We start from the raw sequence: 16,127 nt of genomic DNA, 5'->3' as shown, positions 1-16,127 counted from the left end.
AAAAACACCCATGTACGGGTGTTTTTCTGCTTAATCTTTAAAAGTCACTACTATTATCGCTTATTAATCTCTTCAAGTAAGATTTTGTTAACAAGCGGTGGATTTGCTTGTCCTTTTGTAGCTTTCATAATTTGACCAACTAAGAAGCCAATTGCACGGTCTTTACCGTTTTTAAAGTCTTCAATAGATTGCTCATTATTATCAAGAATTTCTGTTACAACTTTACGAAGTGTACCCTCGTCAGAAATTTGAACAAGACCTTTCGCTTTAACGATTTCTTCTGGGTCTCCACCTTTTTCAATTAATTCATTAAATACTTTCTTCGCGATTTTAGAAGAAATTGTACCTTTTTCAATTAATTGAACCATTTTAGATAAACCAGCAGGCGTTAATGCAACGTCTTTTAATTCTTTTTGTTGTTTGTTTAAGTATGCAAGTACTTCACCCATTAACCAGTTCGATGTTAATTTCGCATCAGCACCGTCTGCAACAGTTGCTTCAAAGAAATCAGACATTTCTTTCGTTAATGTTAATACGTGTGCATCATAAGCTGGTAAGCCAATTTCTGCAACGTAGCGAGCTTTACGCGCATCTGGAAGTTCTGGAATAGAGGCACGAACTGCTTCTTTCCACTCATCGTCGATGTAAAGTTCAACTAAGTCTGGCTCCGGGAAATAACGGTAATCGTCAGATCCTTCTTTCACACGCATTAAGATTGTTTTCTTCGTTGCTTCATCATAACGACGTGTTTCTTGTTGGATGATACCACCAGATAACAGTTCTTTTTCTTGGCGCACTTGCTCATGCTCAAGACCTTTTTGTACGTAAGTGAATGAGTTTAAGTTTTTCAGTTCCGCTTTTGTACCGAACTTCTCTTGTCCAACTGGACGAAGAGAAATATTCGCATCACAACGCAGAGAACCTTCTTCCATCTTACAATCAGATACACCAGTGTATTGAATGATTGATTTTAACTTCTCTAAGTATGCATATGCTTCTTCTGGCGTACGCATATCTGGCTCAGATACGATCTCGATTAAAGGCATACCTTGACGGTTGTAGTCTACTAATGAACCATCAGCTGTATGCGTTGATTTACCAGCATCTTCTTCTAAATGAAGACGTGTAATACCGATACGTTTCTTTTTACCGTCTACTTCGATTTCAATCCAACCATTTTCACCAATTGGCTTATCAAATTGAGAGATTTGGTAAGCTTTCGGGTTATCTGGATAGAAATAGTTTTTACGGTCAAACTTTGTTTCCGTTGCGATTTCACAGTTTAATGCCATTGCAGCTTTCATTGCAAAGTTAACTGCTTCTTTATTTAAAGTAGGAAGTACCCCTGGGTATCCTAAGTCAATTACACTTGTTTGTGTATTTGGCTCCGCTCCGAATTCTGTTGGACTCGCAGAGAAAATTTTCGAATTTGTTTTTAACTCAACGTGAACCTCTAAACCAATAATTGTTTCTAAATTCATCTATGCTCGCCTCCTTACAGACTTGCTTTTTTTGTATGATAGTCCGTTGCTTGCTCAAACGCATGTGCAACGCGGTAAATTGTCGCTTCATCGAAGTGTTTACCAATGATTTGTAGACCAAGTGGCATGTTGTTAGCACCGAATCCACATGGAACTGAAATCGCTGGAACACCTGCTAAGTTTACTGGGATTGTTAAAATGTCATTTGCATACATCGTCATTGGATCGTCAACTTTTTCTCCCACTTTAAATGCCGGAGTTGGTGTTGTTGGTCCAATAATAACATCATAGTTAGCAAATACATTTTCAAAGTCGTTCTTAATTAATGTACGTACTTGTTGTGCTTTTTTGTAATATGCATCATAGTAACCAGAGCTAAGGGCAAATGTACCAAGCATAATACGACGTTTAACTTCATCACCGAAACCTTCACTACGTGTGTTTTTGTAAAGATCTAATAAGTTATTTACATTATCAGAACGAACACCGTAACGCACGCCATCAAAGCGTGAAAGATTAGCAGATGCTTCAGAAGAAGATAGTAAGTAATACGTTGCTAGAGCGTATTTAGAGTGCGGAAGAGATACTTCCTCCCAAGTTGCGCCCATACCTTCTAATACTTTTAAAGCAGCTAGTACTGACTCACGAGCTTCTTCGCCAACACCTTCGCCTAAGTATTCTTTCGGTACAGCAATGCGTAAACCTTTAACATCGCCTGTTAAACCAGCTAAATAGTTTCCAACCTCAACGTTTGCAGAAGTTGCATCCATGCGGTCAATACCTGAAATAGCTTGTAATAAGTATGCATTGTCTTCTACTGTACGTGTAATCGGTCCGATTTGGTCAAGTGAAGATGCGAATGCTACTAATCCGTAACGAGATACGCGTCCGTAAGTTGGTTTTAAACCTACAACACCGCAATATGCAGCTGGCTGACGGATAGAACCACCCGTATCAGAACCTAGAGAGAATAGTACTTCTCCTGCTGCTACAGCTGCTGCAGAACCACCACTAGATCCGCCCGGAACGTAATCTAAGTTCCAGGGGTTTTTCGTAGCGTAGAATCCTGAGTTTTCATTTGAAGAACCCATTGCAAACTCGTCCATGTTTAATTTACCGATTGTAATCGTGTCAGCAGCTTTTAGCTTTTGCACAACTGTCGCATCATAAATTGGATCGAAGTTTGCTAGCATTTTGCTCGCACAAGTTGTACGAAGGCCGTTAGTTACAATGTTATCTTTTACACCAATTGGCATACCGAATAATAAACCATTATCTTCAGCGCCGATTTTTGCATCTAATTCTTTCGCTTTTGCGCGTGCATTTTCTTCATCTAATGTAAGAAAAGCTTTTACGTTATCTTCAACATCCGCAATACGTTTGTAAGATTCTTCTACTAAATCCGTAACGGAAATTTCTTTGCTGTTTAACTTCTTATGTAACTCTGATACTGAATGATCAAATAATGACATCGAAATTCCCCTCCTCTATTCTAATACTGCTGGAACACGGATTTGATTATCTTTGTGATCCGGTGCATTTTTTAATACTTCTTCGACTGGTAAACCTTTTTCTGGTACATCTTCACGCATAACATTTTTCATAGTTAATACATGAGTTGTTGGTTTTACATCTGTTGTATCTAATTCATTTAACTGTTCTGCAAATGTAACAATTGCATCTAGTTGTTTTTGAAATTTTTCTGCTTCTTGATCAGTAATTGCAAGACGTGCTAAATGTGCTACGTGCTTTACATTCTCAACGGAAATTCTTGACACGGCTAGGCCACCTCCATAATATATCGTTCAATCTACAATACTATTGATGATACCAAATTTTCAGTACTTCAAGCAAGTCAACACAGAGTACTTACGCCATTTTTACATAAAAAAAGAAAGGCAAACGCCTTTCTTTACAATTTACTCTTTATCTAACGGTTTATTTTTTGGAAATCTCTCGTTATCTTCTTCATTATCACGAATTGTTTTTTGTAATACAAAACAAGACATCGTTAAAAATAATGTTCCAATTAAATAGTATCCTTTTACACTAAGCGTTTCATCTAACGTATAAATCCCAATTAGCATACCTGAAAGCGCACAAACAAATGAAGTCCATGCTAAAAACGTGAACGCTTGCGTATTACGTCTTCTCATCGTTCTCCCCCTCGTTAGCTGTATACCCATTATAGATAAGTATATTTACCATGATGGATTTTTATGTAAATTCTAGTTTTATATTTATAAATCTATCATAAAAGAATACTATTTCAAAGAAAGTTTTCTGCCTAATCTGAAAAAATAATTAAAATCATTGACAATTATTTCTATTCTACATAAAATAAAAATAAATATTACGAACCTCGAAATATACGGGAGTGGAATTAATTGTTGCAATATGAACATTTTTTAGACTTACTGCTAGATAACGCCAAGAAACTTTTCTATCCTGAAGAATGGGTAAGCCTAGATTTAACACTTTCTAAAACAGAAGTATTTTGTTTACTTTGGATGGAACGAAATACAGATATTACAATGACGAAAATTGCTGACCTTCTTGATATACCGATGAGTACAACGACGGGCGTTGTAAATCGCCTTGTAAAAAAGGGATATATTGAACGCTACCGTGATGAAAACGACCGACGTATTGTATTAATTCGGTTAACAGAAATCGGCGTAATGCTCGTTCAAGAAGTAAAACAAAATGCAGCCCATTACTTTAGCTTAGTGACAGAAGCATTGTCAGAAGAAGAAAAAGCATTCTTACTACAAATCTTCCAAAAGATTATGAATCACATTGCTACCTCACAGCAAAAAACAGAAGAAAAGGTTTCTACACCTAAAATGAAAAACATTCCGATTGAATAAAACCCTATCTGGGTTTTTATTCAACCATTTACTTCGACACTCGTAATATTCGACATTCGAAACAAAGGGGATATGAATGATGAGAATTATCTTGTATACAGGTAAAGGTGGCGTAGGAAAAACTAGCATTTCAGCAGCGACAGCAATTCAAAGTGCGAAGCAAGGATTAAAAACATTAGTAATGAGCACAGATCCTGCTCATAGTTTAGGAGATTCATTTGGTATAAAGCTATCTTCTGAGCCATTAGAAGTTCGTAAAAATTTGTGGGCACAAGAAATTAATACGATTTATGAGATGGAAAAAGGATGGGGAAAATTACAGAAATATATTACACTACTCTTCACTTCCAAAGCAGCCGATGATATTACAACAGAAGAATTAACGATGTTTCCTGGTATGGAAGATTTAATTAGCCTACTTCGCGTACTCGATTATTATAAACAAAACACATATGATGTTATCATTATTGATTGTGCCCCAACAGGAGAAACATTAGCAATGCTAAGCTTTCCAGACATGCTCGGCTGGTGGATGGAAAAATTATTTCCTATTAAAAGAAAAGTTTTAAAAGTCGTTCGTCCTGTAGCTCAACCACTCCTTGGTGTCCCTCTTCCAACCGACGATATTATGGACGAATTAACAAATACACTTGAACAGCTCGGAGAAATGAGAGATATTTTATCAAACCGAGAAGTAACAAGTATCCGCATCGTTTTAAATCCTGAAAAAATGGTCATTAAAGAAGCTCAGCGCAGCTTTACTTATTTAAATTTATACGATTATAACGTAGATGCCATTATGATTAATCGCGTCATCCCTAACACCGTCACCGATCCTTATTTTCAAGCATGGAAAGATACGCAAAAGAAATATAAAACATTAATTCAAAATAGTTTTGATCCACTTCCTATTTACGAAGCTCCAATGTTTGAACAAGAAGTTGTTGGTTTGTCTATGTTAGAACGTGTAGGCGATGCTTTATTTAAAACTGATCATTGTCCTACTGAAGTGAAATTTAACGGGCGCACACAATATGTAAAAAAGGATGGCGATGAGTATATTTTCGTTCTGTCCATTCCCTTCTCAAACAAAAGTGAACTTTCCTTAAATCAAAAAGGTGATGAACTTATTATTCGAGCGGGTTCTGTTAAACGGAACATCACGTTACCAAAAACATTAACACACCTTTCTATTCAAGGAGCAAAATTTGAAGAAGATGTACTAAATATTCGCTTTGGGGGTGTAGTACATGCATGAGGAATTACTACGAAGGATAATTCGTACAAAAGTAAAAGTCGGGATGCATATATTAGAAGAACTACCTAATCCAATCCAGCAATCAGCTAAGCAAATATTAAATATTTTACAAGAGGAACTAGCTGCTTATCCGAAAGAACGAGAGCATCATGAAGTTAATTTAAAAAATATCATAATTGAATAACTATCTCTGTATAGAGGGCCTTTTTTAGGCTTTCTATACTTTATTGGAGTGATGTAAGTTGATGAAAAAGCATTCCACTACTATACTCTGGATCATTCCCTTATTATTTTTCATTCATAACCTTGAAGAAGCTTTCCAAATGCCACAATATCTTGCTAATCAATTTTCAATCTGTCTTATAACTAGCCAACAATTTTTCATTGCCATTTCCGTATTAACAATCTTTGTATTACTTATCGTCTTTCTATATCAACTTAACTTCTTGTCTTCTATATGCTGGATTATTTTTATACAAGGGGCCATCTTCTTCAACTCTGTTCAACATATTATTTTGTTTTTCATTTATCGCTCCTATAACCCCGGCGTAATATCAGCATTTTTCATTACTCTCTTTTCTATTTTCTTTTTTTTATCAAAAAAACACTTAATTCATCAAAATCAATTCGTAATTACAATCCTTTTCAGCTTATTTTCTTATCCCATTATAATTTGGATTACCTTACTGTTCGCTAGCTACTTTCATTCATAAAAAAAGACCAGGAAAGTTCCTGGTCTATCACTCTACTTAACAAACATTGGATTCTATGTTATACAAAATTGGAAGGTACAGAATTAGGGTTTGTTTGTTAAGTTTATATGTTGAACGAACTAACAGCGGAGGGGTTCCTTCTGTTAGTCCATTAAACCCAATGATTATTTTACGATTTTTTCAAGCTCCTCAAGTGAAAGATCTACTGAAATTGAACCATCATTTGTTTCTTTCTTAATTGCATCTGTTACTTCTTTTGAATGGTATAATTCAATTACTTTTTTCAGTGTTGGATCATCTTTATCTTTCGTACGAGCTGCAAAAATATTAATATATGGCTTCGCATTTTCATTCTTTGGATCTTCTAAGAAAATAGGATCCTTCGCTGGATCTAATCCAGCTTGACCAGCAACACCGTTATTAATAACTGATGCCGCTACATCTTTTAACACACGAGGTGTTTGCTGTGCGATAACCGGCGTGATTTTTAACTTCTTCGGATTTTCAGCAATGCCGCTTGGATCTCCAAATAAGCCAAAATCTTTTTTAAGCTTTAATACTCCAGCTGCATCAAGAAGTTTTAATGCACGTGCTTGGTTCGTTGGATCGTTTGGAATTGCAATTTCTGAACCATCTGGAATTTCATTTGCCTTCTTATATTTTTCAGAGTATAAACCCATTGGCGCAATTTGTGTTGTACCAACAGCTGTAATATCTAACTTATGCTCTTTTTTAAATTGCTCTAAGAAAGCAATATGCTGAAATGAGTTTAATTCAATATCTCCATCAGCTAAAGCTTTATTTGGAGTTGTATAATCAGAGAACTCCACCAGTTTAATCTTAATCCCTTCTTTTTCAGCTTTTTTCTTCAAAATTTCCCAAGCGTCTCCATCCGTTCCAGTTACACCGACGCGAACTACTTTTTCTTTCGCTCCTGCACCCGTGTCTCCACTTGAGCAGCCACTTAATGCTGAGACTCCTACAATCGCTGATAATGCAAATGCTAAAATTTTCTTCATTTTCTTTTCCTCTCTTCCTTTTTATGATCTACGTAACAAGACTTTCGCAAAGTAGTTTCCTAAATTTTGAGCTATCTGTACGAGAATAATAAGTAAAACAACCGTTACAAACATAACTGATGTATCAAAACGTTGATAACCATATGTCATTGCCAAGTCACCAAGACCGCCACCACCAACAAGCCCAGCAACTGCAGAAAATTCAATTAAACCAACTGTCATAAATGTGATACCTAAGATTAATGGTGCTAACGCTTCTGGTACAAGGATTTCAAAAACGATTCTAATTGGCGAGGCGCCCATTGCTTGTGCTGCCTCAATTACTCCTTTCGGAACGGAAACAAGATTTGTTTCAACCATTCTAGCAATACCAATTGATGCGACTAACGTCATCGGGAAAATTGCTGCTGCTGTTCCAATCGTCGTTCCAATAACGCTTCTCGTTAGTGGACTTAAAGCTACTAAAAAGATAATGAATGGTACCGGACGAATTGTATTAATTATGATGTTAAGAATAGAAAAGACCCATTTATTTTCTAAAAAGTTTCCTTTTCTCGTTACATATAAAAGTAAACCTAGAGGTATACCCAGAATTGTAGCGAATATAAGGGTTACAATTACCATTAAGAGGGTATCCCCCGTCGCATCTAGTATGCGCGGCCAAAATATACTCCAATCAACTCGCATGAGCTTCTACCTCCTTCAGCTGCACTTGCAGTCTTAGATGTTGTAATGCTTTTTGAATTTCCCTCTGCTCACCTTGCAATTCTACAAGCAGATTTCCAAATAGCACATTTTGAAGTTCAATAATATTTCCGTACAGTACATTTACATCGACGTTATAGTTTTTTGCGATATATGATAGTACCGGCTGTCCCGTCTCCTCACCAGTAAATGTTAGACGATAAATTTGACCACCATTTTGAATTTTCGCTAGAACACTTTCTGGTAAATGATCATTAATAACAGAACGTACAAAGTTTTGAGTCGTCTTTGTTTTTGGTTGCGTGAAAACATCGAACAGTTTTCCTTCTTCAATAACTTTTCCCTTCTCCATTACAGCTACACGGTGACAAATTTCTTTCACAACATGCATTTCATGTGTAATAAGAAGAATTGTTAAATTGTATTCTCGATTTACTTTCTTTAATAAGTTTAGAATTTCTGTCGTCGTTTCTGGATCTAAGGCTGATGTTGCCTCATCACATATAAGAATATCTGGCGATGTCGCAAGTGCTCTAGCAATACCAACACGTTGCTTTTGTCCCCCTGATAGCTGTTCTGGATAATAGTTTGCTTTATCTTCTAACCCTACAAACTTCAGCAGTTCATTCACTCGTTCCTTTATCTCGTTCTTTGGCAATTTCGCTAACTTTAATGGATAAGCAATATTCCCAAACACTGTTCTTGAATTAAATAAATTAAAGCTTTGAAAAATCATTCCGATTCTTTGTCTTAGTTTGCGTAATTCTTTTGTCGATAATGATGTAATATCTTTATCATCTATTGCAATCGTTCCTGACGTTGGTCTCTCTAACATATTTACTAAGCGTAATAATGTACTCTTTCCAGCGCCACTAAAACCGATAATGCCAAAAATTTCGCCTTTCTCAACTGATAATGTTACATCCTCCACCGCATGAACAGATTGCCCAGCTGATTCATACACTTTACTTACATTGTTAAAAGAAATCATTTTTCCCCCTCCTATATGCTGTAAAAACTTGAAGTAGAGCTTTCGAGGTAAAATAAAAAGTGCTCTCCTTCTTATCAACCATAAAGATAAGAAGGAGAGCACTTATATGTACTCGTTCACATCTTCTCATCTTCCAAGCCTTTATATGGCTTGCTGGAGTTAGCACGGTATTAAAAAACCCGTTGCTGAGGTATCGTAGGGCCAGTCCCTCCACCTCTCTGGATAAGAATGTATCGATTTAATTGTCATTTAATTAATTCTCATTATAGAACTCAGAATAATAAGAGTCAATACATTTTTTAGAAAAATATTAATTATTCCTTTATTAAAATTTTCAGATGAAAATTCATGAGAAAATAGTAACTTTCAAGGTTATTTAAAATTCTTCTTCCTCATATTTTTAAACAGGAGAATCCTCTCTACAAATTGAATAAATTTATTTGAATATGAAACTCGGAGGCAGATAAATATATGAAAACAGCTCTTTTACTCGTCGATATTCAAAACGATTATTTTCCAAATGGAAAGATGGAATTGCGTAATCCAGTAGAAGCAAGCGAATATGCTAATCAGTTATTACAACACTTTAGAACAAACAGCGAACCTATTTTTCATATCCAACACGTAGCTATAAAAGATGACGCTACTTTTTTCCTACCTAATACAGAAGGTGTACATATTCACGAAAGCGTACGTCCACTTAGAGAAGAAACAGTTATAGTCAAACATTATCCAAATAGCTTCCGAGAAACTAATCTTCTAGAGCAATTACAGCGTTTAGACATTGAACATGTCGTCGTATGCGGGATGATGACTCATATGTGTATTGATGCTACAGTAAGGGCTGCATTTGATTTTGGTTTTCAATGTACCGTTATACACGATGCTTGTGCTACAAAAGACCTTTCTTTTAAGAACGCTACTATACCAGCTGTTTATATTCACAATACAATTTTAGCTAGTTTAAATGGCGTATATGCAAATGTAATAAGCACGAAAGAATTTTTAGCTACATAAAAAAACACTCCTTTCAGTGAGCAAAACCGAAAAGAGTGTTCCTTGTCGAACCATAGATTTTCTTTCAAATTGTATTATACAGGAAATTCTCAAAATGAATACTAAAAAATATGACTAATAAGTCAACTTTTCTCATTATTTTATTTCTGTTTACATGTTTATCCCGCTATTAATAGGTTTTAGCTCATTCTCTTCGAACGACGGTAATATATGGGGTTTCAATTTTAAAAGGAGCTCTTCACATTTTGTGAAGAGCTCCTCTACTATTTCTTATAAAGTTTCAGAAGTAGTTTTTGCTTGCATGTGAAGTGCTAAGTAATCAGGTCCACCAGCTTTAGAGTCTGTACCAGACATGTTAAAGCCACCGAATGGTTGGTAACCTACGATTGCACCAGTACATCCACGGTTGAAGTATAAGTTACCAACGTGGAAGTCTTCACGTGCTTTTTCAATATGGTCACGGTTGTTAGTAATAACAGCACCTGTTAAACCGTATTCCGTATTGTTTGCAATTGCAAGTGCATGATCGAAGTCTTTTGCTTTACAGAATGCTACTACTGGTCCGAAGATTTCTTCTTTCATTAAGCGAGCATCTTCTGCAACGTCAGCAACGATTGTTGGTTGGATGAACCAGCCTTTAGAATCGTCTCCTTCGCCACCTGCTAAGATTCTACCTTCTTCTTTACCAATTGCAACATAGCTCATTACTTTATCGAATGCAGCTTGGTCATTAACAGGACCCATGTTTGTACCTAATACTGCTGGGTTAGCAACTGTTAATTCTTTCGTTAATTCAACAGCACGATTTAATACGTGATCGTATACATCTTCGTGGATTACTGCACGAGAACATGCAGAACATTTTTGTCCTGAGAATCCGAATGCTGATGCAACGATAGACTTAGCTGCTAATTCAAGATCTGCTTCTTTATCAACAACGATTGTATCTTTACCGCCCATTTCAGCGATAACGCGTTTTAACCAAATTTGGCCTGGGTTTACTTTCGCTGCACGCTCATAGATACGGATACCTACATCACGAGATCCCGTGAAGCTTACGAAACGTGTACGAGGATGATCTACTAAGTAGTCACCAACTTCAGAACCGTTACCTGGAACGAAGTTTACTACGCCAGCTGGTAATCCAGCTTCTTCTAATACTTCCATAAATTTCGCTGCTACTACAGGAGTTGTACTAGCTGGTTTTAGTAATACTGTGTTACCAGAAACTAAAGCAGCTGTTGTCATACCTGCCATAATTGCGAATGGGAAGTTCCAAGGAGAAATGATAACACCTACTCCTAATGGAATGTAAGAGAAACGATTATATTCAATTGGACGGCTTTCTACTGGAATACCGTCTTTTAATTTTAACATTTGACGACCATAATATTCCATAAAGTCGATTGCTTCTGCTGTATCAGCATCTGCCTCATTCCATGGCTTACCTGCTTCTTTTACAAGAATAGCAGAGAATTCATGTTTTCTGCGACGAACGATTGCTGCAGCACGGAATAAAATGTCTGCACGCATTTCTGGCTTTGATTTTCTCCAAGTTTGGAATGTTTCATCCGCTACTTGCATTGCTTTTTCAGCTAACTCACGGCTTGCTTTTGAAACACGACCAACAAGTTCCTCTTTATTTGCAGGGTTTACAGAAACAATTTTGTCTTCTGTAGTGATTTTTTCTCCCCCAATAATTAATGGATAGTCTTGTCCAAGATAAGATTCTACTTTCTTTAAACCTTCTTCAAACGCTAATTTGTTAGCCTCCACTGAAAAATCTGTAAATGGCTCATGTTTGTATGCTACTACCATTTTTTTTAGCCTCCCCTTAGAAAAACGTTTACATTTTACAACATTATTCTACACGATAATTTAGATTTATTCAAATATTCCTAGACTTATATTTTAAAAATTAATAAATTTTTAAAATATAATAAAAAAAAGAGATTCATACATGCGTATGAATCTACAAAATATGAGTATATTCCAAAACATTTTTCCCGATCAATAATATAGTAACTAATAAAAATAAAGTCCTTACATATCCAACGCCTTTTTGAACCGCAAACTTCGATCCCAAATAAGCACCTAAGATCATTGATAATCCCATGATAATACCGTATTCAAAATGAATTATGTCTAAAAATAAAAAAGTAATTAAAGATACAATATTACTAACAAAATTCAAAAGTTTTCCGGATGCTGCTGCTTGAATAAAATCCAAACCAATTAATAAAAATGCAAAAATTAAAAATGACCCTGTCCCTGGTCCAAAAAATCCATCATAAAATCCTATCATTAAAATAACAAAGAAAAATATTAATGTTTTTCTTTGCGTCATCTTCTTATAGGTAGACACACTTCCCCAATTCTTTTTTGCAATAATATAAATAGCAATAAATACCAACATTACAAGTACTAATGGGCGTAAAATATCCGATGGAATAAATTTTACTACTAAAGCACCTGCAACAGCTCCAACAATAGTTAACGGGATTAACTTTCCTACAATTTTAAAATCAACTTTTCCTGATCGAATGAAATACATCGCACTCGTAAACGTCCCCATTGTTGCTGCTAATTTATTCGTTGCAATTGCCGAAGCTGGCGATAAGCCAACAAACATAAGCGCAGGAAGCGAAATTAACCCTCCTCCTCCAACAACGGAATCAATAAAAGCTGCTAAAAAACCGAATGCAATTAATAAAATAATGACTTGAAAACTTAATTCTTCCATGAACTTTACCCCTTACCCCTATTATTTACAACATTTTAAATTATAACAAAATTACATAAGAAAAAAAGCTGTTCCATAGAGGAACAGCCTTCATATTTAATCTAAAATTTTCACAAGTGGTTCATCTTGTTTTGCTTCACGTATAATAATAGCTTCTGGGCGTTCTACAGATTTAATCGTTACTTGTACTTTCATATAATTTGGGAAGTATTCCATAACAAGCCCTGCCACATATTGTGTAAAACCAATTATTTCAGCTTTTCCATTAAACTGGACAGGAATATCAAGCTTCATTTCTCTTAATTCATCATCTCTATACATACCAGTACCAATAACAGCTGTATAGTCGCCTTGGAAATAATCGCTTAGTTTTGCCTTAAAGTTGGATACTCTTGCAAGATCTTCACGTTTATTATCTGTTTTCGCTTGCTCTGATGGGAACAAATAGTATTTCTCATTAATTTGTTTCCAATCTTCAACCGTTTCACTACCTTTTTCTACATTTGCATAAGAAACAAAGTTACCTGGTACGAGCGAAGACTTTGGAGCTTGGCGATAAATCGCAAATGTTATCGGAATATTTTTTGTTTCAGGTTTTTTTTGATGTATGACTTTCAAAATTTCTTGCGCCATTTTTTTCCCTTCAGCTAACATCTTTTCATCCGGGATTGTAGCTTCACGTGGGTAACCATGCTCTTCGTTAAAATATTGAACAGAATTCATCGCCAATCCCACTACCATACCAACATGTTCCTCGCCGTTATCGCCTTTTTTCACATAATAATCATGCTCTAAAATATTTGAAATATATATTGGATTTTTTTTATTTTTCACTTCTAGTGATTCGGATCCTGTTCCTAATGCAGGGTTTAATCCTATATTAGGAAATTTAACTGCATCTTTTTTTAATTTGTCTTCTAGTTCCTTTTGTTCAGCATCTGTACGTTTTCTTTTAACAAGCATCTGTATAGTTTGAGTATCTAGAGCACTTCCGCCTTTTAAAAAACTATCTTTCGTACTAAATGATTCTTTTGCAATTCGCATTAATCCTGTTTCAAATTCATCTATATCAAGACGACTATTTAACCCTTGCACCACTAAACCACGTGCATTTCCACCATCAAACGGAATCGTCGTCTTATAATATTCATCCGAAATAGCGTATTTTGGAACAACTGATTGTTCTTTTGCTTTCCCCGATTTCTCAGCCACTTTTTCATCTTTGTCGGCACCTGCACTACACCCACTTACAAGTAGGCCAAGGCTTAATACCGCTAATGCTATTTTTTTCATGGTAAGTTTGCACCTCTTACTTATTTAGCTCTTGTAAGAACCTCTCTTCATTCCAAACCTCAACATTATGTTTCTCCGCTTGTGCTAATTTCGAACCAGCTGCTTCACCTGCAACAACCAAATCCGTACTCTTACTAACACTTCCTGTTACTTTTCCACCTAATGCCTCAATCTTCTTCTTCGCTTCACTTCGTCCCATAACTTCTAGCTTACCTGTTAAAACAACCGTTTTTCCTGCGAAGTAAGATTCAACATTTTGTAAATCTGCAATTTTTATACCTTTGTATGTCATATTCACGCCATACTCTTTAAACTGCTGTAATAATTCTAATACATCTTCATTATCAAAATATGTCACAACAGATTGAGCCATTTTTTCGCCAATTTCATTAATTGCTTTTAGTTCTTCTTCTGTTGCTTTTACAAGCTCATCCATCGTTTCAAAGTGCTCTGCAAATGTACGTGCTGCTTTCGCTCCAACGTGGCGAATTCCAAGACCAAATAATAATCGCTCTAACGAGTTTTCTTTAGAATTTTCAATTGCTTGTATTAAGTTTGTTGCTGATTTTTCACCAAAACGTTCTAACTGTAATAATTGCTCTTTCGTCAATGCATATAAATCAGCAAATGTACGAATATAATCTGCATCAAAGAGTTGTGTAATGACACGTTCTCCAAGTCCATCAATATTCATCGCATTTCTTGAAACGAAATGGATTAATCCCTCTCGAATTTGAGCCGGACAAGTCGGATTTATACATCGAAGTGCTACTTCTTCTTCTAAACGAACCAGTTCACTCTCACATGCTGGACAATGCGTTGGCATGCGGTATTCTTCTTCTTCACCAGTACGCTTATCAAAAATAACGTTCACAACTTCAGGAATAATATCTCCAGCCTTCTTCACAACAACGTAGTCACCAATTCGAATGTCTTTTTCACGAATCAAATCTTCGTTATGTAAAGAAGCACGGCGAACAATCGTACCAGCAACTCTCACTGGCTCTAGCTCTGCAGTCGGTGTTACAACCCCTGTTCGGCCAACACTTAATTCAATGCCTGTTAATCTCGTTACAACTTCTTCAGCTGGGAATTTATAAGCAATCGCCCATCTTGGACTCTTCGCTGTAGTTCCTAGACTTTCTTGAAGAGCAACATCATCTACTTTTATAACGATTCCATCAATCTCATAATCAAGATGCGGACGTTTTTCTTGCCATTCTTCTACATAAGCTATAACCTCTTCGATTGTTTCACATGTACGGCGATTTGGATTTGTCTTAAACCCGAGTTCACCTAAGAAATCAAGCGATTCACTGTGCGATGGAATTGTTTTTTCTTCTACATTCGCAAGACCGTACACAAACATAGATAAGTTACGCTTCGCTGCAATTTTCGGATCAAGTTGACGTATTGAACCTGCTGCTGCATTACGCGGATTCGCAAATACATCTTCTCCATTTTGCTCTTTTTCTTCATTTAGTTTAACGAATGAACGCTTCGGCATATAAGCTTCGCCTCGGGCTTCTAACGTTACTTCTTCATTTAAACGAAGTGGGATAGCTTTAATCGTTTTTAAATTTTGAGTAATATCTTCACCCGTTACACCATCACCACGTGTCGCCCCTTGAATGAAGCGTCCTTTTTCATAATGAAGCGAAACGGCAAGCCCGTCAATTTTTAATTCACATATATATCTTACATTCGCACCATCAATTCCTTGACATACTCTTCTGTCGAAATCACGCAAATCCCCTTCGTTAAATGCATTCCCTAAACTTAACATTGGTGACTTATGTGTTACTTTTTCAAATATATCAAGAATAGTTCCCCCAACGCGAACGGAGGGAGAATCTTCACTCATAAACTCTGGGTTCTCTGCTTCTAATTTTATAAGCTCCTGCATATCACGGTCATATTCCGCATCAGAAACAGAAGGATTGTCTAATACGTGATATTGATAATTAAATGTATTTAACAAATCACGCAGTTCTTCTATACGTTTTTTTGCTATCTCTTTTGACATATCCTCATTCC

At 36.1% G+C, this 16,127-nt stretch carries 16 protein-coding genes and 1 riboswitch; of the genes, 5 read left to right on the top strand and 11 right to left on the bottom strand.

What is annotated here, in order from left to right; genetic code table 11:
* Positions 1 to 53: 53 nt before the first annotated feature.
* From gatB to ACTJJY_RS24025, 4 genes are all read right to left on the bottom strand, one after another.
* Positions 54 to 1,481 (bottom strand): Asp-tRNA(Asn)/Glu-tRNA(Gln) amidotransferase subunit GatB, encoded by a 1,428-nt coding sequence (gatB, locus tag ACTJJY_RS24040; RefSeq protein ID WP_001047683.1) that lies wholly within the window; start codon positions 1,479 to 1,481, stop codon positions 54 to 56.
* A gap of 14 nt (positions 1,482 to 1,495) precedes the next feature.
* Positions 1,496 to 2,953 carry an Asp-tRNA(Asn)/Glu-tRNA(Gln) amidotransferase subunit GatA gene (gene gatA, locus ACTJJY_RS24035; protein ID WP_000051455.1) on the bottom strand — a complete coding sequence of 486 codons (1,458 nt, stop codon included), beginning with the start codon at positions 2,951 to 2,953 and terminating at the stop codon, positions 1,496 to 1,498.
* 15 nt (positions 2,954 to 2,968) lie between these two features.
* Positions 2,969 to 3,259, bottom strand: a complete 291-nt coding sequence (gene gatC / locus ACTJJY_RS24030) for an Asp-tRNA(Asn)/Glu-tRNA(Gln) amidotransferase subunit GatC (protein WP_000086999.1) — start codon at positions 3,257 to 3,259, stop codon at positions 2,969 to 2,971.
* Between the two features lie 141 nt (positions 3,260 to 3,400).
* Positions 3,401 to 3,637: a YiaA/YiaB family inner membrane protein gene (locus tag ACTJJY_RS24025; RefSeq protein WP_001254393.1), complete on the bottom strand. Its 237-nt coding sequence runs from the start codon at positions 3,635 to 3,637 to the stop codon at positions 3,401 to 3,403.
* Positions 3,638 to 3,868: 231 nt separating this feature from the next.
* Here ACTJJY_RS24025 and ACTJJY_RS24020 point away from each other — a divergent pair, with 231 nt between their 5' ends.
* From ACTJJY_RS24020 to ACTJJY_RS24005, 4 genes are all read left to right on the top strand, one after another.
* Complete coding sequence (locus tag ACTJJY_RS24020; protein WP_161520406.1) at positions 3,869 to 4,351, top strand: MarR family winged helix-turn-helix transcriptional regulator; 483 nt, start codon at positions 3,869 to 3,871, stop codon at positions 4,349 to 4,351.
* Positions 4,352 to 4,427: 76 nt separating this feature from the next.
* On the top strand, positions 4,428 to 5,609 hold the full coding sequence (locus ACTJJY_RS24015) for an ArsA family ATPase (protein WP_440606731.1): 1,182 nt from the start codon (positions 4,428 to 4,430) through the stop codon (positions 5,607 to 5,609).
* Positions 5,602 to 5,793, top strand: coding sequence for a DUF3926 domain-containing protein (locus ACTJJY_RS24010; RefSeq protein ID WP_078994504.1), 192 nt, complete (start codon positions 5,602 to 5,604; stop codon positions 5,791 to 5,793). Before ACTJJY_RS24015 ends, ACTJJY_RS24010 begins: the two co-directional genes overlap by 8 nt.
* Before the next feature lie 61 nt (positions 5,794 to 5,854).
* A complete protein-coding gene (locus ACTJJY_RS24005) occupies positions 5,855 to 6,322 on the top strand; it encodes an HXXEE domain-containing protein (RefSeq protein WP_440606752.1) in 468 nt (155 codons plus the stop codon).
* A gap of 164 nt (positions 6,323 to 6,486) precedes the next feature.
* Here the strand turns inward: ACTJJY_RS24005 and ACTJJY_RS24000 are convergent, their stop codons facing one another.
* From ACTJJY_RS24000 to ACTJJY_RS23990, 3 genes are read right to left on the bottom strand one after another with little or no spacing between them, the layout of a single operon-like run.
* Positions 6,487 to 7,341 carry a MetQ/NlpA family ABC transporter substrate-binding protein gene (locus tag ACTJJY_RS24000; RefSeq protein WP_016083725.1) on the bottom strand — a complete coding sequence of 285 codons (855 nt, stop codon included), beginning with the start codon at positions 7,339 to 7,341 and terminating at the stop codon, positions 6,487 to 6,489.
* A 21-nt stretch (positions 7,342 to 7,362) separates the two neighbouring features.
* Complete coding sequence (locus ACTJJY_RS23995; RefSeq protein ID WP_001261862.1) at positions 7,363 to 8,028, bottom strand: methionine ABC transporter permease; 666 nt, start codon at positions 8,026 to 8,028, stop codon at positions 7,363 to 7,365.
* Positions 8,018 to 9,037, bottom strand: coding sequence for a methionine ABC transporter ATP-binding protein (locus ACTJJY_RS23990; protein ID WP_000622973.1), 1,020 nt, complete (start codon positions 9,035 to 9,037; stop codon positions 8,018 to 8,020). Before ACTJJY_RS23990 ends, ACTJJY_RS23995 begins: the two co-directional genes overlap by 11 nt.
* 123 nt (positions 9,038 to 9,160) lie before the next feature.
* Positions 9,161 to 9,266, bottom strand: a riboswitch (SAM riboswitch).
* Between the two features lie 242 nt (positions 9,267 to 9,508).
* Here ACTJJY_RS23990 and ACTJJY_RS23985 point away from each other — a divergent pair.
* Positions 9,509 to 10,054, top strand: coding sequence for a cysteine hydrolase family protein (locus tag ACTJJY_RS23985; RefSeq protein ID WP_065229664.1), 546 nt, complete (start codon positions 9,509 to 9,511; stop codon positions 10,052 to 10,054).
* 270 nt (positions 10,055 to 10,324) lie between these two features.
* Here ACTJJY_RS23985 and pruA read toward each other — a convergent pair whose 3' ends face one another.
* From pruA to ligA, 4 genes are all read right to left on the bottom strand, one after another.
* Positions 10,325 to 11,872 carry an L-glutamate gamma-semialdehyde dehydrogenase gene (pruA, locus tag ACTJJY_RS23980; protein ID WP_000259555.1) on the bottom strand — a complete coding sequence of 516 codons (1,548 nt, stop codon included), beginning with the start codon at positions 11,870 to 11,872 and terminating at the stop codon, positions 10,325 to 10,327.
* Positions 11,873 to 12,026: 154 nt separating this feature from the next.
* The gene (locus tag ACTJJY_RS23975) at positions 12,027 to 12,797 is read right to left on the bottom strand and encodes a TSUP family transporter (protein WP_000391979.1); all 771 of its coding nucleotides are present in this window, start codon (positions 12,795 to 12,797) and stop codon (positions 12,027 to 12,029) included.
* A 96-nt stretch (positions 12,798 to 12,893) separates the two neighbouring features.
* Positions 12,894 to 14,090: a CamS family sex pheromone protein gene (locus ACTJJY_RS23970; protein ID WP_440606730.1), complete on the bottom strand. Its 1,197-nt coding sequence runs from the start codon at positions 14,088 to 14,090 to the stop codon at positions 12,894 to 12,896.
* 16 nt (positions 14,091 to 14,106) lie between these two features.
* Positions 14,107 to 16,116, bottom strand: a complete 2,010-nt coding sequence (gene ligA / locus ACTJJY_RS23965) for an NAD-dependent DNA ligase LigA (protein WP_023520911.1) — start codon at positions 16,114 to 16,116, stop codon at positions 14,107 to 14,109.
* Positions 16,117 to 16,127: the final 11 nt, after the last annotated feature.

Source organism: Bacillus sp. 22475 (assembly GCF_052044835.1).
Classification (GTDB): Bacteria; Bacillota; Bacilli; order Bacillales; family Bacillaceae_G; genus Bacillus_A; species Bacillus_A cereus.
This window is presented reverse-complemented; position numbering and strand designations above follow the sequence as displayed.